General features: G+C 34.5%; 19 protein-coding genes. 9 read left to right on the top strand and 10 right to left on the bottom strand.

The window, feature by feature from the left end; all coding sequences use genetic code 11:
* Positions 1 to 92 precede the first annotated feature (92 nt).
* From ACQKCJ_RS07940 to hpt, 3 genes are all read right to left on the bottom strand, one after another.
* On the bottom strand, positions 93 to 1,367 hold the full coding sequence (locus ACQKCJ_RS07940; protein ID WP_271334591.1) for a hemolysin family protein: 1,275 nt from the start codon (positions 1,365 to 1,367) through the stop codon (positions 93 to 95).
* 229 nt (positions 1,368 to 1,596) lie between these two features.
* Positions 1,597 to 2,169 (bottom strand): adenylate kinase, encoded by a 573-nt coding sequence (locus ACQKCJ_RS07935; protein ID WP_271334590.1) that lies wholly within the window; start codon positions 2,167 to 2,169, stop codon positions 1,597 to 1,599.
* A 73-nt stretch (positions 2,170 to 2,242) separates the two neighbouring features.
* A complete protein-coding gene (gene hpt, locus ACQKCJ_RS07930) occupies positions 2,243 to 2,773 on the bottom strand; it encodes a hypoxanthine phosphoribosyltransferase (protein ID WP_271334589.1) in 531 nt (176 codons plus the stop codon).
* Positions 2,774 to 2,957: 184 nt separating this feature from the next.
* Here hpt and ACQKCJ_RS07925 point away from each other — a divergent pair, with 184 nt between their 5' ends.
* The 3 genes from ACQKCJ_RS07925 to ACQKCJ_RS07915 all read left to right on the top strand — a co-directional run bounded on the left by ACQKCJ_RS07925 (position 2,958) and on the right by ACQKCJ_RS07915 (position 7,125).
* Entirely contained in the window at positions 2,958 to 4,232 is a 1,275-nt protein-coding gene (locus ACQKCJ_RS07925) for a PQQ-dependent sugar dehydrogenase (RefSeq protein ID WP_427401736.1), read from the top strand.
* A gap of 211 nt (positions 4,233 to 4,443) precedes the next feature.
* Positions 4,444 to 6,546, top strand: coding sequence for a TonB-dependent receptor (locus ACQKCJ_RS07920; RefSeq protein WP_427401735.1), 2,103 nt, complete (start codon positions 4,444 to 4,446; stop codon positions 6,544 to 6,546).
* A gap of 21 nt (positions 6,547 to 6,567) precedes the next feature.
* Positions 6,568 to 7,125: a hypothetical protein gene (locus tag ACQKCJ_RS07915; protein ID WP_427401734.1), complete on the top strand. Its 558-nt coding sequence runs from the start codon at positions 6,568 to 6,570 to the stop codon at positions 7,123 to 7,125.
* Positions 7,126 to 7,231: 106 nt separating this feature from the next.
* Here the strand turns inward: ACQKCJ_RS07915 and ACQKCJ_RS07910 are convergent, their stop codons facing one another.
* The 4 genes from ACQKCJ_RS07910 to ACQKCJ_RS07895 all read right to left on the bottom strand — a co-directional run bounded on the left by ACQKCJ_RS07910 (position 7,232) and on the right by ACQKCJ_RS07895 (position 16,962).
* On the bottom strand, positions 7,232 to 8,119 hold the full coding sequence (locus ACQKCJ_RS07910; protein ID WP_427401733.1) for a PorP/SprF family type IX secretion system membrane protein: 888 nt from the start codon (positions 8,117 to 8,119) through the stop codon (positions 7,232 to 7,234).
* 24 nt (positions 8,120 to 8,143) lie between these two features.
* Complete coding sequence (locus tag ACQKCJ_RS07905; protein WP_427401732.1) at positions 8,144 to 14,320, bottom strand: gliding motility-associated C-terminal domain-containing protein; 6,177 nt, start codon at positions 14,318 to 14,320, stop codon at positions 8,144 to 8,146.
* 505 nt (positions 14,321 to 14,825) lie between these two features.
* Positions 14,826 to 15,887: a helix-turn-helix domain-containing protein gene (locus ACQKCJ_RS07900; RefSeq protein ID WP_427401731.1), complete on the bottom strand. Its 1,062-nt coding sequence runs from the start codon at positions 15,885 to 15,887 to the stop codon at positions 14,826 to 14,828.
* A 16-nt stretch (positions 15,888 to 15,903) separates the two neighbouring features.
* On the bottom strand, positions 15,904 to 16,962 hold the full coding sequence (locus tag ACQKCJ_RS07895; protein WP_427401730.1) for a helix-turn-helix domain-containing protein: 1,059 nt from the start codon (positions 16,960 to 16,962) through the stop codon (positions 15,904 to 15,906).
* Between the two features lie 212 nt (positions 16,963 to 17,174).
* On the opposite strand from ACQKCJ_RS07895, the gene ACQKCJ_RS07890 reads away from it, so the two are divergent.
* Positions 17,175 to 18,329, top strand: a complete 1,155-nt coding sequence (locus ACQKCJ_RS07890) for a 5-(carboxyamino)imidazole ribonucleotide synthase (RefSeq protein ID WP_427401729.1) — start codon at positions 17,175 to 17,177, stop codon at positions 18,327 to 18,329.
* A gap of 116 nt (positions 18,330 to 18,445) precedes the next feature.
* Entirely contained in the window at positions 18,446 to 18,928 is a 483-nt protein-coding gene (gene purE, locus ACQKCJ_RS07885; RefSeq protein ID WP_427401728.1) for a 5-(carboxyamino)imidazole ribonucleotide mutase, read from the top strand.
* A gap of 109 nt (positions 18,929 to 19,037) precedes the next feature.
* On the opposite strand, the gene ACQKCJ_RS07880 is transcribed toward purE, so the two are convergent.
* Positions 19,038 to 19,706, bottom strand: coding sequence for a hypothetical protein (locus ACQKCJ_RS07880; RefSeq protein WP_427401727.1), 669 nt, complete (start codon positions 19,704 to 19,706; stop codon positions 19,038 to 19,040).
* Between the two features lie 232 nt (positions 19,707 to 19,938).
* On the opposite strand from ACQKCJ_RS07880, the gene ACQKCJ_RS07875 reads away from it, so the two are divergent.
* Genes ACQKCJ_RS07875 through ACQKCJ_RS07860 form a run of 4 tightly spaced genes read left to right on the top strand, consistent with a single transcriptional unit; the run spans position 19,939 to position 23,407 of the window.
* On the top strand, positions 19,939 to 21,966 hold the full coding sequence (locus ACQKCJ_RS07875) for a M3 family metallopeptidase (RefSeq protein WP_427401726.1): 2,028 nt from the start codon (positions 19,939 to 19,941) through the stop codon (positions 21,964 to 21,966).
* Positions 21,967 to 21,999: 33 nt separating this feature from the next.
* Entirely contained in the window at positions 22,000 to 22,587 is a 588-nt protein-coding gene (locus ACQKCJ_RS07870) for a zeta toxin family protein (RefSeq protein ID WP_427401725.1), read from the top strand.
* The gene (locus ACQKCJ_RS07865) at positions 22,574 to 22,735 is read left to right on the top strand and encodes a hypothetical protein (RefSeq protein ID WP_427401724.1); all 162 of its coding nucleotides are present in this window, start codon (positions 22,574 to 22,576) and stop codon (positions 22,733 to 22,735) included. Before ACQKCJ_RS07870 ends, ACQKCJ_RS07865 begins: the two co-directional genes overlap by 14 nt.
* 12 nt (positions 22,736 to 22,747) lie before the next feature.
* Positions 22,748 to 23,407: a SanA/YdcF family protein gene (locus ACQKCJ_RS07860; RefSeq protein ID WP_427401723.1), complete on the top strand. Its 660-nt coding sequence runs from the start codon at positions 22,748 to 22,750 to the stop codon at positions 23,405 to 23,407.
* A 110-nt stretch (positions 23,408 to 23,517) separates the two neighbouring features.
* On the opposite strand, the gene ACQKCJ_RS07855 is transcribed toward ACQKCJ_RS07860, so the two are convergent.
* Both ACQKCJ_RS07855 and ACQKCJ_RS07850 read right to left on the bottom strand, forming a co-directional pair.
* On the bottom strand, positions 23,518 to 24,780 hold the full coding sequence (locus ACQKCJ_RS07855; protein WP_427401722.1) for a cation:proton antiporter: 1,263 nt from the start codon (positions 24,778 to 24,780) through the stop codon (positions 23,518 to 23,520).
* Between the two features lie 342 nt (positions 24,781 to 25,122).
* Positions 25,123 to 25,536 carry a DUF1842 domain-containing protein gene (locus ACQKCJ_RS07850; protein WP_427401721.1) on the bottom strand — a complete coding sequence of 138 codons (414 nt, stop codon included), beginning with the start codon at positions 25,534 to 25,536 and terminating at the stop codon, positions 25,123 to 25,125.
* Positions 25,537 to 25,817 lie beyond the last annotated feature (281 nt).

Genomic DNA, 25,817 nt, shown 5'->3' with positions numbered 1-25,817 from the left:
ATAAAACCTGAAACAAATTTTTATTCTCAGCCGCAGTATCAGTTTTTAATGCATACTGCAACTAAAAACAGAAACTGAAAACTATTTTATTTTTACTCTTTTAGTGCTTTTACCAGCACTTTATCAATCTTTACGCCATCCATATCGATGACTTCTAACACAAATTTTTGCCAGATTAATTTTTCGCCTTCTTTCGGAATATGAGAAAGCTCAGTCATAATCATTCCGCTTACTGTGTTAACTTCGTAATCATTTGTTAATTCGTCTAACTCAAAATACGTTAGAAAATCATGTAATGAATAATGTCCGTCAACCAACCACGAACCATCTTCTCGTTCTACTAATTTAAATTCATCTTTATAAAAATCAGATGCATCTCCAACCAGAGCTTCGAGAATGTCATTTAATGTAATTATCCCTTGAAAAACACCATACTCATCAGATACTAAGGCGTAATGAACGCCTGTTCTTTTAAAATTTTCAAGTGCTTTATAAGCTGTTGTCTGCTCCATTAAATAGGGAGCATCTATCATTATTGCTCCTAGATCGAAATGATCATTTTCGATATTCGCAAATATATTTTTTAAGGTTACAATCCCTACTATATCGTCATAATTATCTCTGTAAACCGGGTAAATGGTATGTAAATCCATTAAAACCAATTCTTTTATTTTTGCTTTGTCTGCATTAAAAGGCAACATATCTACCGATTTGCGGTGTGTCATTAACGAACTTACTTTTCTGTCTCCAATATGAAAAACACGCTCTACGATATCTTGTTCAATTTCCTGAACTTCTCCGCCTTCAGTTCCTTCTTTTATTATGGCTTTAATTTCTTCCTCGGTTACTTTACCGTCAGCCGAAGGTTTGATTTGCAAAACATTCAATAAAAAATCAGTCGAAGTGGTAAGCAGCCATATAAACGGCGCTGTAATAATCGAAACAATCTTCATTGGCAATGCTACCATTTTTGCAATCGATTCTGGATAATTCAAACCAATTCGTTTTGGTAATAGCTCTCCTAAAACTAATGAGAAAAATGTCAAAACTACTACGACAATCCCAACTGCAACTGAATGTGCATAGGGTCTGAAAATCGCAAATCCGTTAACAAATGCCTCTACATCTATTGTGATTTTATCCCCACTGTAAATACCTGTCAAAATCCCGATCAAAGTAATTCCGATCTGTACCGTAGACAAAAACTTATTTGGCGAATTAGCCAAATCAAGTGCAATTTTGGCACTTTTATTTCCTTTTTTTGCAGCAGTTTCAAGTCTGTTTTTTCTTGCTGAAATAAGTGCAATTTCAGACATAGAGAAAACTCCATTTAATAGTATTAGAAAAAATATTATTAGTATTTCCAATTTGAGGGTTATTCGTTATTTAATAGTTCGTTAATGCAATTTGTTCTTAATATTTCATACCAATCCCATTGGGAGAAGAAAAAAGTCCGGAGCTAAAAAAACTAATTTTTCATTTCTTAAAACAATTGACTCCTAAAAGCATCAGAAGAAGTTTTGTTTTATCCCGAAACCTTAGGATAGAAAAATAGTTTTTTTAGTTTTGGACTTGAAACGGCAGCTGGAAAAGCTTCTACAAATTATCTATAACTGACGTTAATCGTTCTGTAATTTCTTCGATAGTTCCGATACCATTTACAGCATGAAACTTATTTTGTTCTTTGTAATATCCAATTAGCGGAGCAGTTTTCTCATTGTATTCCTGATATCTTACACGAATTTTTTCTTCGTCCTGATCGTCTACTCTTCCACTTGTTTTTCCTCTTTCTAACAAACGCGCTACAAGAATTTCATCATCAGCTTCTAATGCGATTGTAGCCGTAACACTTGTCCCAATAGTTGGCAAGAATTTATCCAGGGCTTCTGCCTGATCTAAAGTTCTTGGATAACCATCAAACAAAAATCCTTGTGTATTAGGGTTTTTATTTACCTCATCTATTAACATTGCAGTTGTAACTTCGCAAGGAACCAATTCTCCATTGTCCATAAAAACCCTTGCTTTTTTACCTAAATCTGTATCATTTTTTAAATTAAAACGAAAAATATCTCCTGTTGAAAGGTGTGTTAATTTGTATTTTTCTTTTAAAAATTCTGCCTGAGTTCCTTTTCCTGCTCCCGGCTTTCCAAATAAAACAATGTTAATCATAATATGAGTGAGTGTTGTTACTTCTGTTTTTACAAGAAGTTTTAAATGAATATATAGTTGTGTGTGTTTGTAATTATTCTGCCAATTTATATACTTCGGCTAAATTTCGTCCCAAACCATCGTAGTCCAAACCGTAACCAACGATAAATTTATTTGGAATCCTGATTCCGATATAATCTATTTTAATATCTTTTTTATAGGCATCCGGTTTAAAAAACAAAGTTGCAATTTTAAAATGTTTTACATTTTGTTCTTTAAATATGCGTTTCAATTCTTCGATTGTATTTCCGGTATCGATAATATCTTCGATGATAATCACGGTTCTACCTGTCAAATCCTGATTAATCCCTATTAATTCTTTTACAGCATTAGTAGTTTCAGTTCCTTCATAAGATGCCATTTTTATAAATGAAACCTCGCAAGGACTTTTGTATTTTTTCAGAAAATCGGCAACAACCATGAATGCACCATTTAAGACACCAATAAAAATTGGGGTATCGTCTCCAAAATCATCTTCTACCTGAGCAACTATTTTAGTTAAAGCAAAATCAATTTCTTTGGCCGAAATAAACGGAACAAATTGTTTATCGTGAAGTTGTATCATTATTTTTATGTTTAAAATAATGCGCAAAGATACAGAATTACAACCAAACTGTAAGTATCAAAATAAGCTGGACACATATTTTTTTAAGAATGTTAAATATCACATAATATTTACAAATATTTTCTTGCAACTATTTTTAATTTTACTAAATTGTTGTTCTATAAACATTTAACCCTAAACCGAAATGAGAACTACTGCACAAATATTTTCGATATCCCTATTGGCAATAATGACAGCCTGCAACGGGCAGGTAAAAAAAGAAGAAAAAGAAGCTCTGGCAAAACAACCTGATATTATTGTAAAAACTGCTATTGGCGACCTCACTTTACCTCCACCGTACGCAACCGAATCGAAAACGAATAATAGCAAAGTGATTGGCTGGCCGGAAGGCAAAACACCAATTGCACCGGAAGGTTTTACAGTTACGAAATTTGCTGATGGTTTTGAGAATCCACGTTGGACCTACATTGCACCAAACAACGATATTTTTGTTGTGGAAAGCGGCACGAGAACAAGTAAAAATCAAATTATAATTCTTCGCGATAAAGACAAGGACGGAAAATTTGAAACTCGTGAAGTTTTTCTAAAAGACCTCAACAGACCATTTGGAATGTTAGTTCTTAAAGACTTTTTTTATGTTGCCAATACTGACGGCTTATATCGTTATCCTTATAAAAATGCTCCTTTAAAATTAGAAACAAAAGGAACCAAAATTCTTGAACTTCCTGCCGGAGGCTACAACAATCACTGGACAAGAAATATAATTGCTAATCCTGAGGGAACAAAAATTTACGTTTCGGTAGGTTCCGGAAGTAATGTTGGTGAAAACGGAATGGACAAAGAGGTGCGCCGTGCTGATATCTTAGAAATTAATCCTGACGGAACCGGTGAAAAAATCTATGCTGCCGGTCTTAGAAATCCTGTTGGAATGGATTGGAATCCTGTAAATAAGGAACTTTGGACTGCGGTTAACGAACGTGATGAATTGGGTGATGACTTAGTTCCTGATTATATTACAAGTGTAAAACGAGATGCTTTTTATGGCTGGCCATATTCTTATTACGGAAACAATCTTGATCCAAGAATGAAAGGTGAGCGCAAAGATCTTGCGGCCAAATCTATTGTTCCTGACGTTCCGGTTGGCGCTCATACAGCATCTTTGGGATTGGCATTTTATAACAAAACTGCTTTTCCTGAAAAATATAGAAACGGGGCTTTCGTAGGACAACATGGTTCCTGGAATCGTGCTAAAATATCAGGATATAAAGTTGTTTTCGTTCCTTTTTCAAACGGAAAACCTTCCGGGAAACCGGAAGATTTCTTAACTGGTTTTATTTCTAATGCTGACAAAGCTGAAGTTTACGGACGTCCGGTTGCGGTAACTGTTATGCAAGACGGGTCTCTTTTGGTTAATGATGATAGCGGAAATACAATTTGGAAGGTAACGGCTAAAAAATAAATTCCAAATTAGGTTTCTTAGAAACATAATTAATTTTACCGTAAAGAACGCTAAGTTTTTTTGTAGTTTTATAAAATGAAAAGTTCGCAAAGCTTTGTATCGAACTAGCTTTGCGAACTTTGTGTTTTATAAAGTTAACATAGGGTATAAATCTTAACGTTCTTTGCGGTTAATTTTTTTTTCATCCAGAAACTGCTCAACAAACTCTTTTATGATTTTAAAAAAATATTGTTTTCTTCTTCTTCTTGTGTTTTTATGTTTCCATAACATCGAGGCACAAAAAAGAGAAAACAAAACTATTGATTCTTTAAAAACCCAAAAACTGGATGAAGTTGTCATTAGTTCACTTCATGTTAATGATCGATTGCAAAACACTCCTGCTTCTATTGGAATTTTATCTAAAAAAGACCTTTTGCAAAATAATGCCACAGATATTAGCACAGTCATCAATACAATTCCAGGAGTTTTTATGCAATCTTCTAATTTTACTACAACCCGAATTTCGATTCGGGGTATTGGCGCAAGATCTCCTTATGGAACTAATAAAATCAGGGCTTTTTATGGCAGTATTCCCCTGACTTCCGGAAATAGCGAAACGGTTATTGATGATATTGATCTGGAAAACATCGGACAAATTGAAGTTATCAAAGGTCCGCTTTCTAGTATTTACGGAGCCGGTTTGGGCGGTGCAATTTTGATCTCACCTCAACTTTCAAAGTCAAATGGAGAAAATGCCGGTGTCAGCAGTGTCTTTGGTTCGTTTGGATTACTCAAAAACAGCTTGAATTACAGCCTGAATGAGAAAAGTTCTAGTTTGAATATCAGTTATCATAATCTTAAAACGGACGGATGGCGAGAAAACAGTTCGTATAATCGGGAAGGTATAACGCTCGCCGGAGAATTATTTAAAAAGAAAAATAGCAAGTTGACCTATTTTTCGAATTACACATATTTGAAAGCTTTCATTCCAAGTTCGATTAGTAAAGAAGTTTTTGATAATAATCCAAAACTAGGTGCTCCAACATGGGTAGCTTCAAAAGGATATAAGGAATACAAATCGACTTTAGGTGGATTGGCTTATGATTTTAAAATTAATGATCATCTGCGCAATTCAACTTCGGTTTTTATTAATTATAAGGATAGTAATGAACCTCGTCCTTTTGATATTTTACGTCAATATACTTTTGGAACTGGCGGAAGAACGCAATTTTCGGGAGATTTTAAAATTAGTAAAATCGAGAATCAATTTATTGCCGGAATTGAATATTTCACAGATAATTATAACGGAAACACTTTTGAAAATCTATACAAAACCAATAATGGTCAAGGAAGTTTACAAGGCAATCAACTTACTGAAACAGACCAAAAAAGACATTTTTATAATATTTTTTCTCAAATCAGAACTTTGCTTTCGGATAAATTCGAATTACAAGCCGGATTGAATTATAATGAAACTCATTTTGAGCTAACGAATTCTCTTCCTAACAATACTTCTTCAACTGAAAAATACAGTTATGACGGAATCTTTTCGCCACAATTGTCTTTTCTCTTTAAACCCAATGAGCAAAAAACTTTGTACTTTTCGATAAGTCGGGGATTTTCATTGCCGGCCACCGAAGAAACACTTACAAGTTCAGGCAATATTAATCCGGATATAAAACCTGAAAGCGGTTATAATTTTGAAGCGGGTGGAAAATTCTATTTCTTCAATAAAAATCTCTATACAGAATTTGCTGTTTATCGAATGGAAATAAAAGATTTATTAGTGGCAAAAAGAATTGGTGATGACCAGTATGAAGGTATAAATGCCGGTAAAACATTTCATGAAGGAATCGAAATTTTAGCAAAACACAATTGGCCTATTAATCGGTTTTTCAATTTAAACTCTTACATCACTGCTTCCCTGGGGAAATATGAGTTTAACGATTTTGTCGATAACGGAAATGATTATTCAGGAAATAAATTAATCGGGGTCGCCGCAAATAAAGTAAATGCAGGAATAATTTTAAATATGGTTTTGGGTTTATATTTTTCTGCTGATTTTCAGTTTACAGATAAAATCCCCTTAAATGATGCTAATTCTCTTTATTCAGATTCTTATCGTATTATTAATTTAAAAACAGGTTATCGTTTTCAAATTCTTCCTAATCTAAACACAAACCTGGCTTTTGGCATTAATAATGTCACTGACGAAAAATATGCCTCTATGATTTTGCCTAATGCCGTTGCGGTTGGAAACGCAAGTCCAAGATATTATTATCCCGGACTTCCAATAAATTATTACGGAACTATTGCATTAAATTATTTATTTTAGATGTGTATTAAATGTAAAAAAATGTCGTCCGAACTTCATCTAAAACTGGATTATGTAAATGCTTACCGAGAAAACCGGCTAATGGGAGCTCAGTACATTTTAGAAAATCAACATTTATTTGATGAATTGGTTCAAATTTGTTTTTCTCCCTTAGATAAAAACAATCATAAAGCATGCTGGATTTTAGAATTTATATCTTACGAAGAATTAATCTGGCTGCAACCTTATCTTAATTTTTTCTGTTCTAGTCTGAAGGTTTTAAAAGATGAAAGTTCTATCAGGCCAATTGCAAAAGTGGTTCAGCTTCTGGTAAAATCACATTATAAGAAAAACGAAAACAGCATTTTACTTTCAGAAGAAAACCTGCAAGATTGTATTGAAGCTTCTTTTGACTGGCTAATTAATGATGTAAAAGTGGCGACAAAAGCCTATTCGATCAGAACTTTATATATATTAGGAAATCACTACGATTGGATTCATCCCGAATTGCAAATTATCCTGAACAAAGATTATGCAGATCATTCTGCAGCTTATAAAGCTGTCGCAAAAGAAGTTTTAAGAAAAATAGAAAGGCCTTAAATGATTTATATAAAATCAAAAGAGGACATCTGCAGATAGATGTCCTCTTTTTTACTACTCAAAAAAATAAAAAAAACGTTGTTTCAATTATTGTATTTTCCTTTTATTAAAATTTAAAGCGAAGAAAAAACTCGTTTGATTGTTTAGCACTTGCCATTACTTTACCCGTACTGGTTTCGTAAGCATAACCAATTGTCAGATGGTCACTAATTGTTAAACCTGCTATTGCGGCATAAGCGTTATCAACTCTGTAACTTGCCCCTATTTCCAAAAATTTCTCTATCTGAAGCATCAAATTAACATCTACTGAAAGTGGTGAACCATTTACATAACGCATCATAAATGATGGTTTTAGCACCAATTCTGTAGCTGTATTAAAATCATAATCATAACCACTACTCAAATAAACATGTGCTCTGTCTGTTGCAACAGAAGTATAACCGTCTTTGTTTTTTGCACGCTCCGTATTTAACATTCTTGGAACAGAAAGGGATACAAAAAATTTATCATTTTTCAATAAAGCTCCAATACCTACGTTTGGATTAAAATGATTTATTGTAATCAAAGATGGATCTGATTGAGGCGAATAAGTCTCAAGTCCAGAGGTATTTACATTGTAGAAATTACCTCCCGCTTTTATTCCTAAATACAAATCAGTAAGAGCCCCAACCTGAATTTTGTATGAAAAGTCAATTCCTAATTGTGTTTGTTTTTCGATAAAAGTTTTATCATAAACCATAGAAACCCCTAATCCCAAATGATTCCCTACCGATGTACCAAAAGAGACTGCTTGCGTTTGCGGTGCATCTTTAATCCCTGTCCATTGCTGGCGAATTGTGCTCATTAAAACAGTTTCTCCATCAACACCTGCATAAGCTGGATTTACAACATTCATATGGTAACGATACGTTGTAAAAAGGCTTTCTTGCTGGGCAAAAAGCATACTACTAAAAAGTAGTAATGCTCCCGCCAATATATTTTTAATTATTTTCATTTCTAAAATTTTATTTTATTTCAATTACCTGTTAATGTAGATCCATCCTTGTCTTTCGATAGTACCATCACCATCTAAATCAATTTGATAGTAATATGAACTTGACTCTGGCAGAGAACTGGAACTTCCTTTGTAATGTCCATCCCAATCATTTTGGTAATTTTTAGCAACAAACACTTCTGTTCCCCAACGATTAAAAACACGTACAATTGAATTAGGATGATTTTCGATATTCGAAATAACCCATGTATCATTGATACCATCTCCGTTTGGAGTAAAAGCTTCAGAAATATTCATCTGGTCTTTATCGCAGGCATCACCAATACCATTATTATTGCGATCTTCCTGATAAGGATTAGCAGTAATTGGACAGTTGTCTAACCAATCTTTGATTCCATCATTGTCATCATCATCGTCACAATTGTCTAAAATTCCGTCATTATCATTATCTCCAAATTTATTTACAACTGTAACTTTCGCAGTAGCTGTTGCCGTATTTCCAGCTTTGTCTTTTACAGTCAGAAGAACCGTGTTGATACCAACATTGGTACAATCAAAAGAAAGCTTATCAAGACTTACTGATACCACACCACAATTATCAGAACTTCCGTTATTGATTTGATTTACTGTAATTGATGCATTGCCTGACGCATCAAGTTCTACTGTGAGATCTTTAGTTTTAGCTGTTGGGAGAACATGATCCTGAACCGTCACGATTGCGATTTCTGTAGAAATATTTCCGTGCACATCGGTAACCGTAAGCGTTACTTCATTTTCTCCGATAGCATTACAACTAAAACTATTTGGACTAACTGTAAGTGAAGCAATTCCGCAAAAATCAAAACTTCCGTTATCGATTTGGGCTGCGGTGATTGACGCATTCCCGGAAGCATCCAGCTGAACGGTTACATCTTTAGTAAGTACAGTCGCCGCAACTTTATCTTCAATGGTTACTGTTGCCGCTTTTACTGAAACATTACCGTAGGCATCTGTAGCAGTCAACGTGACATTATTGATCCCAATATTAGCACAGGTAAAGACATTTGGAAAAACTACCAAAGTTGGAGTTCCACAAGCATATATTGATCCATTATCAATATCAGATGCAACAATAGATACATTTCCTAATGTAGTAAGTTGTCGTGTAATATTCTTTGTTAATACTTTTGGTACAATTTTGTTTTCTACAGTTATAATAGCTTCTTTAACATCAAAGTTTCCGTTTTTGTCTGTAACTTTTAGTTTAACCGTATTAGGTCCGATATTAGCACAAGTAAATTCTGTCTTATCTAACTCTCTTACTGCGATTTCGCAATTATCAGTTGAATTATCATCAACATCAGAAGCCTGGATTGTAGCAACACCAGAAGCATCAAGAAGAATGGTGATATTTTTTGTAATTACGATTGGTTTGATATTGTCTTCAACTATTACAGTTGCCTCCTTAGTATCAAAATTCCCGTTCTTATCTGTTACCGTAAGTTTTACAATATTTGATCCAATATTAGTACAAGTAAATGATGTTTTATCAATTTCGATTGTATCGATTGTACAATTATCAGATGAATTATTATCAACTTCAGAAGCGTGAATTATAGCATTTCCTGTTGCATCAAGTTGCACTGTTATGTTTTTTGTAATTACTGTTGGTACAATATTATCTACAACTGCTACTGTTTGAATTACCTCAACTGCATCATTTCCGTTAACATCTTTTACATTCCATTTGATTTCTGTAATTCCTACAGGATAAACATCTGTAAGTAATTTTGCGTCATTTCTCACTCCTATTGGAGTTCCAACTGTGCAATTATCTGTAGCCGTTGCCGAAACTGTTACGTTTGCACCACAGACATCTGTGTCGGCATTTACATTTTGATTTCCATTTGCAGTAATTACCGGAATTTGGTTATCGATTACTGTTACGGTTTGAATTACCTCAACAGCATCATTACTATTTACGTCTTTTACATTCCATTTGATTTCTGTACTTCCAACTGGATAAACATCTGAAAGTAATTTTCCATCATTTCTTACTCCTGTTGGTGTTCCAACTGTACAATTATCCGTTGCTGTTGCCGAAACCGTTATGTTTGCACCACAAGTAGCGGCATCAACATTTACGTTTTGATCACCATTTGAAGCAATTACCGGAATTTGGTTATCTACAACTGCTACTGTTTGAATAACTTCAGCAGCAGCATTTCTATTCACATCTACTACATTCCAAGTGATTGTTGTAGTTCCTACAGGATAAACATCTGTAAGCAATTTTGCATCGCTTCGTACTCCTGTTGGATTTGCAACTGTACAATTATCAGTAGCCGTTGCTGAAACTGAAACAACTGCGCCACAAATACCTGAATCAGAATTTACTGTTTGATCTCCGTTTGAAGCAATTACAGGAATTTCATTATCTGTTACTGTTACAGTTTGAGTTACTGTAACTGCAGCATTTCCATTAGCATCGTTTACATCCCATGTTATGGTTGTTGCTCCTAAAGGATAAACATCTGTCAATAATTTTGCATCACTTCTTATTCCTGTTGGAGTTCCAACTGTACAATTATCAGTAGCCGTTGCTGAAACTGAAACAACTGCGCCACAAATACCTGAATCAGAATTTACTGTTTGATCTCCGTTTGAAGCAATTACTGGAATTTCATTATCTGTTACTGTTACAGTTTGAGTTACTGTAACTGCAGCATTTCCATTAGCATCGTTTACATCCCAAGTTATTGTTGTTGTTCCTACAGGATAAAGAGCTGTAAGTGCTTTCGCATCACTTCTTACTCCCGTTGGAGTTCCTACTGAACAATTATCTGTAGCTGTTGCAGAAACGGTTACGTTTGCACCACAAACTCCTGAATCAGAATTTACTGTTTGATCTCCGTTTGAAGCAATTACTGGAATTTCATTATCGGTTACGGTTACGGTTTGAGTTACAGCAACTGCTGCATTTCCATTAGCATCGTTTACATCCCATGTTATGGTTGTTGCTCCTACAGGATAAACATCTGTAAGCAATTTTGCATCACTTCTTACTCCACTTGGAGTTCCAACTGTACAATTATCAGTAGCCGTTGCTGAAACTGAAACAACTGCGCCACAAATACCTAAATCAGAATTTACTGTTTGGTCTCCGTTTGAAGCAATTACAGGAATTTCATTATCTGTTACGGTTACGGTTTGAGTTACAGCAACTGCTGCATTTCCGCTTGCATCACTTACATTCCACGTTATGGTTGTAACTCCTATTGGATAAACATCTATAAGCAATTGGGCATCGCTTCTTACTCCTGTTAGAGTTCCAACTGTACAATTATCTGTAGCTGTTGCAGAAACGGTTACGTTTGCACCACAAACTCCTGAATCTGTATTTACATTATGATCTCCGTTTAAAGCAATTACTGGAATTTCATTATCTGTTACGGTTACGGTTTGAGTTACTGTAACTGCAGCATTTCCATTAGCATCGTTTACATCCCATGTTATGGTTGTTGCTCCTACAGGATAAACATCTGTAAGCAATTTTGCATCGCTTCGTACTCCTGTTGGAGTTGCAACTGTACAATTATCAGTAGCCGTTGCTGAAACTGAAACAACTGCGCCACAAATACCTAAATCAGAATTTACTGTTTGGTCTCCGTTTGAAGCAATTACTGGGATTTGATTATCTGTGACTGTTACAGTTTGAGTTACTGCAGTTGCTGCATTTCCGTTAACATCACTTACGTTCCACGTAATTGTTGTAGTTCCTACCGGATAAGGAGCCGTAAGCAATTTTGCATCACTTCTGACTCCACTTGGAGTTCCAACTGTACAATTATCCGTTGCTGTTGCTGAAACAGCAACGGTTGCGCCACAACTATTTGCACTAACATTTATAGTTTTATTTCCATTTGAAGCAATTACAGGAATTTGATTATCTGTGACTGTTACAGTTTGAGTTACTGCAGTTGCTGCATTTCCGTTAACATCACTTACGTTCCACGTAATTGTTGTTGTTCCTACAGGATAAATAGCCGTAAGTGCTTTCGCATCACTTCTTACTCCCGTTGGAGTTCCTACTGAACAATTATCTGTTGCAGATGCCGAAACTGTTATGTTAGCCCCACAAACTCCTGAATCTGCATTTACACTTTTATTTCCGTTCGAAGTGATTACAGGGACAATATTGTCCTGAATTGTTATTGTTGCATTTACTAACGAAACATTTCCACTATTATCAGTAACAAATAATACAACATTTTTTACGCCTACATCAGCACAAGAGTATGTTATTGAAGTCGTTTCTGCCGTTGCCGGAGCATAGTTAGCTTCTACGGCTAGTCGCTTTTGTGTTCCATTGCAAGGGTCTCCAAAAGTATCATTGCTAGAATAAATAATTCCGCTATTGTTATTAAGGAAAGCAGCTGTTACTAAACTTAAACTATTTGATGCACTACAACTACCATTAACAAAATTCCCACAAGTTCCTGTAGAGTTTCCATAATTAGCATAAACTATATTTTTAAAAACACTTCCCGCAGGTGCATTAAGTCTTAAAAAAGTTCCTTCACCGGCAACATTACAAACTGTGCCTACACTTCCGGCAGAGAATTTGTAATTATTAATTCCGCAATTATCGGTACTTCCATTACTTAGCTGACTCGCATTTACAGTTACACTTCCACTTGCGTTCAATTGCACTGTAATGTTTTTCGAGATTGCAGTTGGCTTTACATTATCTACTACGGTTACTGTTTGATTTACCGCAACTGCAGCATTTCCATTAGTATCTGTTACATTCCAAGTGATTGTTGTGGTTCCCAAAGGATAAGCATCTGAAAGTAATTTTGCATCACTTCGTAATCCCACTGGAGTTCCAACACTACAATTATCCGTAGCTGTTGCAGAAACTGTTACAGTTGCATCACAAACGCCTGGGCTTGTATTTACATTTTTATCTCCGTTTGTAGTAATAACTGGAGCCGTATTATCTGAAGGAACAATGGTAAAAGATGCAGTCGTTGTTAAACTATTTCCATCGGTTACTATTACACTATAAGTTCCTTTCCCAAGATTAGACGCAGTTGCACTGGTACTAACATTTGGTGACCACGCATATGTATAAGGAACAGTACCTCCATTTACAGCAACAGAAAGTGCCCCTGTTAAATCACCACTGCATACAACATTTGCAGTTTGAGATATAGATGCGGAGTATAGATTTGTTATTATAACAGATCCATTTCCTGAATTAACACCAGCAACATTGGTTTGATTTCTTCCAGAGTTGTATGAACCGCCGCCGCCGCCGGCCGTAGCATTGTTTGCTGCGCCATGTGTTCCCGCTGCGCCACCGGAATAGCCGCCACCGCCAGCACCGCCAAAGCCGCCGCCGCCGCCGCCGCCAAAGCCACCGTTTCCACCGGCATTAGAGTTAAAGGTCCCGCCTGTCCCTCCAGTACCATTATTTGAAAAACTCAATCCTCCTAAACAAGTCATTCCACTTGTCATATTACCACCGTTTGATAACCAGCCTGCGCCACCGCCACCGCCATAATAAGCGGAGGCTGTTCCGCCATTTCCGCCACTCCCTGGAGTACCGTTGGGCCTACCATTAGTCCCATTGGCCGTGTTCCCACTTGTTCCTGATAATGCTGGATTACCATTAAATCCGTTCAAATTACTCTCGCCTACACCCGCACCGCCGCCGCCGCCGGCTGCCATAAGAAGTGCAGAATTTAAAGTAATATAAGAGCCACCACCGCCGCCGCCGCCAAGATAATAGCCATCGTCGCTGCCGCCAGTAATACCAGCTTGTCCCACCAATACTTTAATTACATCCCCTGCTGTTAATGTAAACTCCCCGGTCATGTTGGCACCAAATCCACCAACATAAGTATTGGCGGATGAATTCCCTCCTCTTGCGCCGGAAGCATTGATACGGTAATTACCCGTCACCGGTACGATCCAGGACTGAATTCCTCCGGTCACTGTTACACTTCCGTTTAAATTAGTTGAAGCATAGGACGTATTTATTTGTGATTGAGTAGGTCCTGCAATTCCGGACGCCCCAGCAGCCGTAAATGTATAAACGGTTTGCGAAAAAGATATTAACGGAAATAGCAGCGCTAACATCGTAAGTATCAAATATTTTTTTATCGGTAAATGTTCTATAGAAATCTTTGACCAATAAGTTGTCTTTTTTTTCATTAATTGTTTGGTTAATTAATTATTATCACTTTATTTCAAACTTTTGATAAACAGCAATATTTATTTATTCCAAATTGTTAAAAACAATGGAATCTTTATTCATCAGGAGATAAATTATGTACTAAAAGGAAAATTAAAAACTGCTGAAATAATTATTCGCATCATTTAATATGCAAATTGGCAATAAAGAGTTTTTTGAAAATTGCGAAACACATTCGCGAAGTAAAGTAGTTTTGTTATCATTTGGCTGGTTTAGAATTACCAAACAAAATTATATCGAAATCCAAACGTCGAATAGCCCATTCGGACACATCTATAGCCCGAAACGACCAATACAATTTACTATGCAAAAAACAATGTTTAAAACTTGAAGAACAACACGATTAAAAAACTAAAAAACAACAAGTTAAAAACAAAAACAGGTATAAACACGGTGTTAATAAAAACATAAAAAAAACACAAAAAAGAAAACTTAAACAGCTGAAAAGAAAGAATTTTACACTGATTACAATCGAATTTCAGAAGGCATTTTTCCAAAACGTTTTTTGAAATTCGCCGTAAACTTGCTGGAACTTTTATAACCGGTTGCCAAGGCAATATTTTTTATCTGCATATCGGTATTTTGAAGCAGCTGCATGGCGAGAAGTAATTTTTTCTCTTTATGGTATTGCATCATCGAAATACCGTGAACCAATTTAAAAGTTAGTTTGAGTTTTGTTGGAGACATATCTACCTTTTTGGCAATATAGTCTACTCCTAAAAAAGGATTTGTTACTGTATCCAAAAGCAACTTTTCGGCTTCAGCTATTTTTTTATAATCAGGAGTTTCTTTTGGAGTATAATTACCAATAGGTTGCTCTATGTAAGCATTTTTAAAAAAGGTAGAAATCAATTGAAAAGTCTGCGTTTTTAAAATTGCTTTACTCAACAAATCGTGATTGTTCTTTTCTAAATTAATCAAAATTTCTTTAGATAATTCCGCTGCATTAGGCACAATATCCTGATAAGTAATAAAACCTTCATCAGAGGTAAGAACCTTTTTAATCTGATTCTCTACCGGTAAGCTTTCAAAAGAAAAATTGCGTTCTGCCCATTCTTTACTAAATCCGTACAAATAAAATTCGCACACAGAACCTTTATAAAAATAAGCACCAAGTTCTGTTCCCGGTCTTTTGAAACCCCAATATTTACTTAAAAAAGGACTTTTATTGGCAAATGTATTTTGAAGTTTTACGTTGCTTTCAAAAACCGAATATGTAAGCATATAATAGTCAAGTGGAAATTCCCGATCATAAATAGCTTTAAGCATAACATTTTTCTTAAAAGTGATACTTGTAGCAACAATCCAGAAACCTTCTTCGATTTCACGATATCGCATAACTCCATTAGAAAAAGGATTATTGATATAAACAGCCTGTTCTTCTTCGACATGTTTAGCAGAAGGAGAGTTCACGATACTTTGCACGACTATCTGAGGAGAATTGTACAAATAAGGCAATTCGAAAAAACCATCTTTATAAAAGGTACTATTTCCTTTTATAAAATCAATCCACCTACCTATATTCATACTATGCTGCTTCAATTTAATTCTCCCTAAAAACAGAAGGTAATAAAGCAAATCGTTTCTTAAAGGCAGCAGTAAATTTACTGGCACTTTCATAACCTGTAATTGCCGCAATAATCTGAATTTCGACTTCAGAGTTTTGAAGTAATTGTTTGGCAAGAAGCATATTTTTTTCTTTATGGTATTGCAGCATCGAGAAGCCAAATACAATTTTAAAATTAGTCTTTAATTTTGTTGGCGATGTATTTACCTCATACGCGATTTGATCTATACCTAAAAAAGAAGACTGGAGATTGTGCAGAATCATTTTCTCTGCTTTGGCTACATTATAGTAATCTAAATTACTCAACGAAATATTATCTGTAATACGACTGTCTTCAAAAGAGTTATTGAAAAATTCCGTAATCAATTTCACGCAGTTTTTTTTTAACTCCAAAGTATTAAACTGAATATCATCTTCAGCTTCTAATATTTTTGATATTTTTTTAGATAAAGCATGTGCATTTGGAGCAATATCCAGCCAGGTATAAAATCCTTTTTGAGCATTAAAAAAACTTTCCAACACTCCTTTCCCACAGAATTTACCAGACTTAATATTTTGATCTACCCATTCCTTATTTATGGCGATATTAAAAAATTTGCCCTCAGTTCCTTTATAAAAATAAGTAGCGACTTCAGTATCCGGTTTATAAAAAGTCCAACATGTACTTAGTAAAGTAATAGGTTCAGAATCCTTAAAAGGAAATTTATATTCAAAAACTGAAAACGATAAAATATAATAGTCTCTTAGATGGTCTTTTGTATAAGTTGCTTTTGCAAGAACATTTTCTTTTAGATGAATGTTCGTTTCTAAAATCCAGAAACCCTCCTCTATTTTTCTGTAACGCATTTTACCTTTCCAAAAAGCATTGTCTGAAGAAATTACTTGCTTCAGAGCATTATGTTTTATTATAGGGATTTTTATAAGACTGTCTAACATCACCTGAGGAGAATTAGACAGGTATGGTAATTCGAAAAAGTCATCTTTTAACAGAAAAAGAAACTTTTGAATATGTTTTGCCCAATCGTTTGTGGTCATGTACCTTATTAAAATGTATGGATGTTAAAATTCTGGTCAAACCTACGCAATTCATATCCACAAAACAAAATTTTAAAACTAGTTATTTTAAAAATTTTAACATTTGAATCAATCCTTTTTTTCAACCTTACTTATATGAAAAAATAGCAATTCAATAGACAATAAATTGGCATTTCTATTTTATCAAGTATCTTTGCAAAAACACATCTACAATGAACTATTTTTCTTCTGATTTTAAATTGGGAATATTAGGTGGCGGACAATTAGGCAAAATGCTATTGTCTGACACTCGAAAATTTGACATACAAACTTATGTTTTAGATCCAAGCGACGAAGCTCCCAGTAAAATTGCATGCAATAAATTCTTCAAAGGCGATTTGATGGATTATGAAACAGTTTATAATTTTGGGAAACAAGTCGACGTTCTGACTTTCGAAATCGAATTGGTCAATCTTGAAGCTTTAACGCAGCTTGAAAAAGAAGGTCTAAAAGTATATCCTTCTCCAAAAACCCTAAAGGGAATTCAGAATAAAGGAGTTCAGAAAGATTTTTATACAGAAAGTAAGATTCCAACAGCCGCTTATTTAAGATTTGACAGTCCTGCACATTTGCAAAAATCTGTTGGAGATAATGAAATCACCATTCCGTTTGTATGGAAATGTACCGAATTTGGTTATGACGGAAATGGCGTAAAAGTTATTCGTCAGATTTCAGACATGGATGATTTACCAAACGTAGAATGTATCGCTGAAACAATGGTTCCGTTCAAGAATGAATTGGCCGTTATTGTAGTAAGAAACCCTTCAGGAGAGATTAAAACTTATCCGGTTGTCGAAATGGAATTTCATCCTGAAGCCAATCAGGTAGAATACGTAATTTGCCCAGCCAGAATCGATGAAAAAGTTGCCGAAAAAGCCAGAGCTATTGCCTTGAATGTTTCGGAAAAATTTAATCATGTTGGTCTTCTTGCCGTTGAAATGTTTCAAACCCATGAAGATGAAATCTTGGTAAACGAAGTCGCTCCTCGCCCACACAATTCTGGTCATTATTCTATCGAAGCCAGTTATACCTCACAATTCGAAAATCATTTACGCGCTATTCTTGATCTTCCGTTAGGAAATACAGATAGTAAAGCAGCCGGAGTTATGGTAAATTTAGTAGGCGCCGAAGGATTCTCGGGAGATGTTGTTTACGAAAATATCGAAACCATTTTAGGCTGGAACGGTGTTACACCACATATTTACGGTAAAAAACAAACACGTCCGTTTAGAAAAATGGGTCACGTTACGATTGTTAATGAAGACATGACCGAAGCAAGACGAATTGCTGAGGATGTTAAGAATACAATTAGAGTGATTAGTATATAGTTTTCAGTCGCAATCACAGTTACAATTTAAAACCTGAAACAAAATAAACAGTCGCAGTTTTCAGTCTCACCAAAAACCTGAAACCTCAAACTTGAAACAAAAACAAACAAAAACCTATGAGCAAAGTAGCCATTATAATGGGAAGTATCTCAGACATGCCAGTCATGCAGGATGCCATCGACATACTAAAACAATTTAATATCGAAACCGAAGTTGATATCGTTTCGGCACACAGAACACCTGAAAAATTATTCGATTTCAGTAAAAATGCACATACTCGCGGTATTTCTGTAATTATTGCCGGAGCCGGAGGCGCTGCACATTTACCTGGAATGGTCGCGTCGATGTCACCGCTTCCTGTAATTGGAGTTCCTGTAAAATCAAGTAATTCTATAGATGGCTGGGATTCAGTTTTATCGATTCTGCAAATGCCAGGCGGAGTTCCGGTTGCCACTGTAGCTTTAAACGGAGCGAAAAATGCGGGTATTTTAGCCGCACAAATCATCGGAAGCCATGACAAAAAAGTACTAGATACTATTATTTCTTATAAAGAAGAGTTGAAAGCAGCGGTCAACAAAGCGGCAGAAAGTTTGAAATAGTTTTCAGTTTTCAGTCGCAGTTTTCAGTATAAGCTGCAACTGAATAGAATACAAAACAAGAAAGGCTTCCCATTACAGAAGCCTTTCTTGTTTTTATAGCTTTTTAAAATTACGCTTCCTCTTCGATATCCTCCAGAACAGCTTCAAATTCAGAATCCGTAATATCATCGTTATTTATCCAGTTTTCTGAAGTAACCAGATCATAATTTATATTATCTTTTGTTGTTAATTCCCAAACAATTCCTTCGGCTTCAGGAAATGGAATATTTCCTGAAATCTGATTTTCAAACAATCTCTTAATAAGATTTCTGTCAGATAAGCCATTGTTCAATAATTTTAGCACGTTTTCAGCTGACAGCTTCTGTACCTCACCATTTGTTGGCGTCATTGAAAAATGAACGATAGACGCTTTTGCGTTTGGAAATTTTCCGTTGTATGCTTTAAAAAGCAATTGATTGATATGAAACAAAGTTCCCTGCATATCTATTTCAGGATATTCCTCGCAAACCTTATCAATTAACATATTGTGTGCTATTTGCTCTATTTGCCCATCGCCTAATCGATCAGCAAATTTATATTTCAAAACGATTTCTGCAGCTTCATTAGGCTCATAATCAGAAATAGCCATTTCCAGTAATTCCGGTAAACTCGATTTGTCTGCTGTTGCTCCGTCAGGATAATTGAATTTTTCTAATAATTGAACAAAATCTTCATCAGACCAATATCCTTCAACTTCATTCACAGTATCAATACGTTTTATTATAACTTGGTAGTTCATCCTATTTTTATTTTACAATTATTTTTGATTAGTTTTCTTTCAGTTGTAATCCTGTTTTTCACAATTTAAGATTATTAAATCTCCTGCACCAATAAATAACATATCTATAACACATTTTAAGAAGGTTTTAATACTGAGAACCAACCTTGTTTAGGTCGTTGGATTTTTATAAATTGCTATCTTTGGGATTCGAAAATATCGACTTCAATTAATAAAAATAAATTACATCATAATGAACGTTTTACTTTCAAAATTCACAACCAAACATAATACTGCTCCTTTTTCTCAAATTAAAATCGAAGATTATCTTCCTGCTTTTCAGGAGGGAATTACTTTGGCTAAAGCTGAAATCGATGCTATCGCAAACAATCCTGAAGCACCAACTTTTGAAAATACCGTTGTAGCTATGGATTTTTCAGGAGATGTTTTAGATCGTCTGTCAAGTGTTTTCTTCAATTTGAATTCAGCAGAAACAAGTGACGAAATGCAAAAGATCGCTCAGGAAGTTTCGCCTTTATTATCAGAATTCGGGAATGATATTACGCTAAACGCTGCTTTATTTGCTAAAATAAAAACTGTTTACGATCAAAAAGAAACATTAAATCTAAATCCGGAGCAGACTACTCTTTTAGATAGAAAATACAAAAGCTTCTCTCGAAATGGTGCCAATTTACCAGAAGACAAAAAAGATAAATTACGCGAAATAGACAAGGAATTATCGAAGATAAAGTTACAATTTGAAGAGAATATTTTGGCAGAAACCAATGCCTTCGAATTGCATTTGACTGACGAGAAAGATTTAGCAGGTTTGCCGGAAGGAACCATCGAAGCTGCAAGGTTATTGGCTAAAAACCAGGAAAAAGAAGGTTGGATTTTTACTTTAGATCATCCAAGTTATCTTCCGTTTTTGACTTATGCCGATAATCGCGAATTGCGTAAAAAGATGGCAATCGCTTTTGGAGCAAGATCGTTTCAGAATAATGAATTCGACAATCAGGAAAATGTCTTGAAAATTGCCAAATTACGTTTCGAAAGAGCCAACTTGTTAGGATATAAAACCCATGCAAATTTTGTGTTAGAAGAAAGAATGGCCGAAAGCCCGGAGAAAGTTTTCTCTTTCCTGAATGATTTATTAGCAAAAGCAAAACCGGCAGCTCAAAAAGAATTTGCCCAATTAACTGCTTTCGCAAAAGAACTAGACGGAATCGAACAATTAGAAAAATGGGATGGTGCATATTATTCTGAAAAACTAAAACAACAGCTTTTTAATTTAGACGATGAAAAACTGAAACCTTATTTTCAATTAGAAAAAGTATTAAATGGCGCTTTTACAGTGGCCAAAAAATTATACGGATTAACGTTTACTGAAGTTTTTGATATCGAAAAATACCACGATGAAGTAACAACTTATGAAGTAACAGATTCTGAGAACAATCTAGTTTCAGTTTTCTACGCAGATTTTTTCCCAAGAAAAGGAAAAAGAAACGGCGCCTGGATGACTTCATTCAAACATCAATATAAAAAAGACGGCGTTAACGAAAGACCACACATTTCGAACGTTTGTAATTTTACCAAACCAACAGAAACGAAACCATCGTTATTGACTTTTAATGAAGTAACTACTTTGTTTCACGAATTTGGTCACGGATTACACGGTATGTTAGCCAATACGGTTTACCCAAGTTTATCAGGAACTTCAGTATTTTGGGATTTCGTAGAATTACCAAGTCAGATTATGGAAAACTGGTGTTACGAGCCTGAAGCTTTGGCTTTGTTTGCGAATCATTACGAAACCGGAGAAATTATCCCAATTGAGTATGTTCAGAAAATTAAAGAAAGTGCGAGTTTCCAGGAAGGTTTGGCCACTTTGCGCCAGTTGAGTTTTGGATTATTAGATATGGCGTGGCACGGACAAGATCCAACAAATATTACGGATCTAAAAACTTTCGAAACAGAACAATTTGCCAATACGCAATTGTATCCTGATGTAAAAGAAAATGCAATGAGTACGGCTTTTTCTCATATTTTTCAAGGCGGATATTCTTCCGGATATTACAGTTACAAATGGGCTGAAGTTCTGGACGCTGATGCTTTTGAATATTTTCAGGAAAAGGGAATTTTCAATCACGAAGTGGCAACAAAATTCAAAGACAATGTACTTTCAAAAGGAGGAACAGAACATCCTATGATTTTATACAAACGTTTTAGAGGCCAGGAACCTAAACCGGAGGCTTTATTGAAAAGAGCTGGACTTCTTTAATTATTTGATACCTTTGTTTAATATTTAAATCTATTGAAAGATAAAAATCTATATATTATTGCAGGTTGTAATGGAGCTGGTAAAACAACAGCTTCATATACAATTCTACCCGAAATTTTAGACTGTAAAGAGTTCGTAAATGCCGATGAAATTGCTAAAGGGCTATCACCTTTTCAACCTGAAAAAGTAAGTTTTGAAGCTGGTAGAATAATGCTTCATCGTATTGATGAATTATTACAGAAAGAAGCTGATTTTGCTTTTGAAACAACTCTTTCTGCAAAAAGTTATATTTCGATTGTAAAAAAAGCTCAAAGTCAGGGTTATTTTGTAACATTGGTTTTCTTTTGGTTAAACTCTATTGAACTTGCAAAACAAAGGGTCCTAATAAGAGTAAGTGAAGGTGGTCATAATATTCCTGAGGATGTGATTGAAAGAAGATATATCAGAGGAATTAAAAATTTTTTCAAAATTTATTTAAACGAATGTAACAATGTGATGTTATTTGATAATTCAAACAAGTTACCTGTTCTTATCTTAGAAAAAGAAATTAATGAAGAACCAATAATTATAGATGAAACTTTATTTAATAAGATAAATAATTTACAACATGACAAAAGATAAAATAAAAGAATTACAACATAAAATAATTGAAGGTCTTAAAGTTTCATCAAAGAAAATGATTGAAAATAAAAAGAAAATCAATGGAAAAATTGTTGTTTATGCTGATGGAAAAATTCAGACAATAAACGCAGTTGACATAAAAGATTAATCCTACACTATCTTGAAAAAATATCTTAAAATATTCCTTTGCCTTTCACTTTTTGGATTACTAGCAATTATTTCAGTAAACTATTACGTGAAGTCTTCTACCAAAAAAAACATATATTATTCCCTGAAAAAATTCCCTAAAAACGATGTGGGAATTATTTTTGGTGCCGGAATAAATGGAGATCAGCCAAGCAAATATTTAAAAGACCGTTTGGATGCTGGTATTTCTTTATACAAAGCAAACCGTATTAATAAAATTTTACTTTCGGGAGATAACGGCCGTGATGAATATGATGAACTAACGGTAATGAAAAACTATTGTTATAAACACGGAGTTGATACTACAAAGATTTTTATTGATTATGCCGGATTCGACACCTATTCAACCATGTATCGCGCCAAACATATTTTCAACATCAAAAAAGCGACATTAATCTCTCAGGAATACCATTTAAACCGAGCCATTTATATCGGGCAAAAACTTGGAATAAAATCTGCCGGATACTCTGCTAATAAGGGTGAGTATTTGGGATACCAATATGTTACTTTTAGAGAATATGGTTCTATTTTTAAATCGTTCTTTGATGTTTTAAGAAATAGAGAACCTCGTTTTTTAGGAACTCCCATTGATATCAACGGTCCTTCTAACTATTCTAAAGAAGACAAACGATAAAAAAAGCCTGCAAAAATATTTTTGCAGGCTTTTTTTCTTCCGGTCAAATAATTTTAAAGATAAAAAATCTTCATTTTTCACTCTTTATTCTATTCTTTTTATTCTATTTTCTACTCTTTCTCTAAAACCTTTTTCGCTAATTTCCCAACGGTCAGTCCTTGTACCACAATTGAAAATAGTACGACAATATAAGTTACTTCCAGCAACAGGTTTTTATATTCTCCTTCTGGCATAGAAAGCACTAATGCAATAGAAACTCCTCCTCGAATTCCTCCCCAAACCAACACCATCAAAGAACCTTTGCTATAGGCAGATTTTATACCGAAAATCTTAAATATATCGAAGAATTTCCAAGGTAAAACTATAGACGCAATTCTTGCAAACAACACTATAAAAATAGCCACAAAACCAGTTAGCAATTGTTTGTTTAAATCTGGCAATAATAACAACTCAAAGCCGATAAACAAGAATAAAATAGCATTTAATATCTCATCGATAAGTTCCCAGAATTTACCTAAATAATCTTTTGTTACTTCACTCATCGCTACTTTTTTGCCATAATTACCTATAATCAATCCTGCAACTACCATTGCCAACGGACTTGAAACATGTAAACTCTGTGCAATCAGAAATCCTCCCATAACGATAGAAAGCGTTATTAGAACAGAAACTTTATAATCGTCAATTTTCTTCATAACCCTTGATGCAGTATATCCTAAAACAGCTCCTAATAAAAGTCCGCCTAATCCTTCTTCTGCAAATAACAAGGCGATAGAACCAAAAGTCATATCAAATGTTGGATCTGTAGCCATTTTTAAAACAACAGCAAACATTACTACTGCAACCCCATCATTAAACAAGGATTCACCAACAATTTTGGTTTCAATTCTTTTAGGAACTTTTGCCTGTTTCAAAACACCCAACACCACAATAGGATCGGTTGGAGAAATTAATGTACCAAAAACCAAGCAGAATATATAAGGAATCTTTATTCCCATCATTGGTGCTATATAATAAAGAAGTACAGAAATGATTAATGCTGACAACACCACACTAACCGTAGAATAAATCATAATAGGAACTTTTTGCTCTTTAAGATCAGACATATTAACATGCAGAGCACCTGCGAACAAAAGAAAATTTAACATCGCTCCCATTAAGATTTCGTTGAAGTCAAATTCTTTAATCAATTCAAAAAAATGTTTGGTTGTATCTGGAAAATAAGAATCACCCAACAGACGAATACCTACTGAAACCAACATTGCAATAATCATGATCCCAATAGTTCCCGGGAGTTTTAAAAATCTTAAATTTAAATAAGCGAAGAAAGAGGCCAGTACAATTAGTACCGAAAAAGTATAGTATAATTCCATAAAAAGTGATTTTTACAAAAATATATTTCCATTATCTAATACAAAATTTCATTTCCTAAATTAACATAACTTTACAATTCCTAAAAACAACTCTTTGAATTATTCTTAAAATTTCACACTTTATTCAACAATAAACTCAAAGAATCAAATTTTCACACTTTATTGATGATTTGTAAATTGAAAAATGGTTTATTTCTTTTTTATAGTTTTTAATTATTTAGGTAACGAATATTTCCAACAAAAAAGACCGCCTAACCAGACGATCTTTTTAAGTCAAAACTCTAATTGAGTCAGGAAATTTTTATTATCCTGTTGAATTTGTTTTTGGGGAGAAATTAATTTCTAAACTAACTCTTCTTTTAGATTTTTTATTGCTGCTACAGGCACTTTTTCAATCTGATGTTTGTAGTATGAAAAACCTCCAGTTCCATTCCAGGAATCATTGATCGCTAAGTTAGCGTCAAAATCAGCTAAAAAAGAACCAATTGCCGGCGGAGGAACAGAGTGAATGTATTGCCCGTGCAGACTAACTACTTTAGTAAATTCTCCAAATCCGGTCGAATGAATTCTTCCTTTAACCTGAACAACAATATGGCTATCGGGACCTTGTATTGCCTGAGTAACTACTACCGTACCAGACACTGAATTTTGTGATGGTACTACTACTAAACTAAATGTTGCTATTGGAGCACCTGGTATTCCAACATTTCCAATTGTGCCTTTCGCTAAATAAGCACCTGCTAATAAATCTGACATAACTTTTTGATTTAGGTTTCCTACTCATAAGGCTTTTCGGGAACGCCTCGTTTTTTTAGGTGGTTTCTGCTCCACATGTTTGATTTCTTCACTGTGTTATTTAACATCTAAAAAAACATCTTAAATAATACATTAAAATTTATTTCTATTTCAAAACTATATCAAATACATAGGCATTATGAATAAAATGTTATAAAACGGAAATTACTAGTTATGAACAAGATAAAAGAATGCTACAAGAAAATCAGACACGTAAAAACACCTATTGCTAATAATTATGA

It is taken from the genome of Flavobacterium sp. NPDC079362 (genome assembly GCF_050267765.1).
Classification (GTDB): domain Bacteria; phylum Bacteroidota; class Bacteroidia; order Flavobacteriales; family Flavobacteriaceae; genus Flavobacterium; species Flavobacterium azizsancarii.
This window is presented reverse-complemented; position numbering and strand designations above follow the sequence as displayed.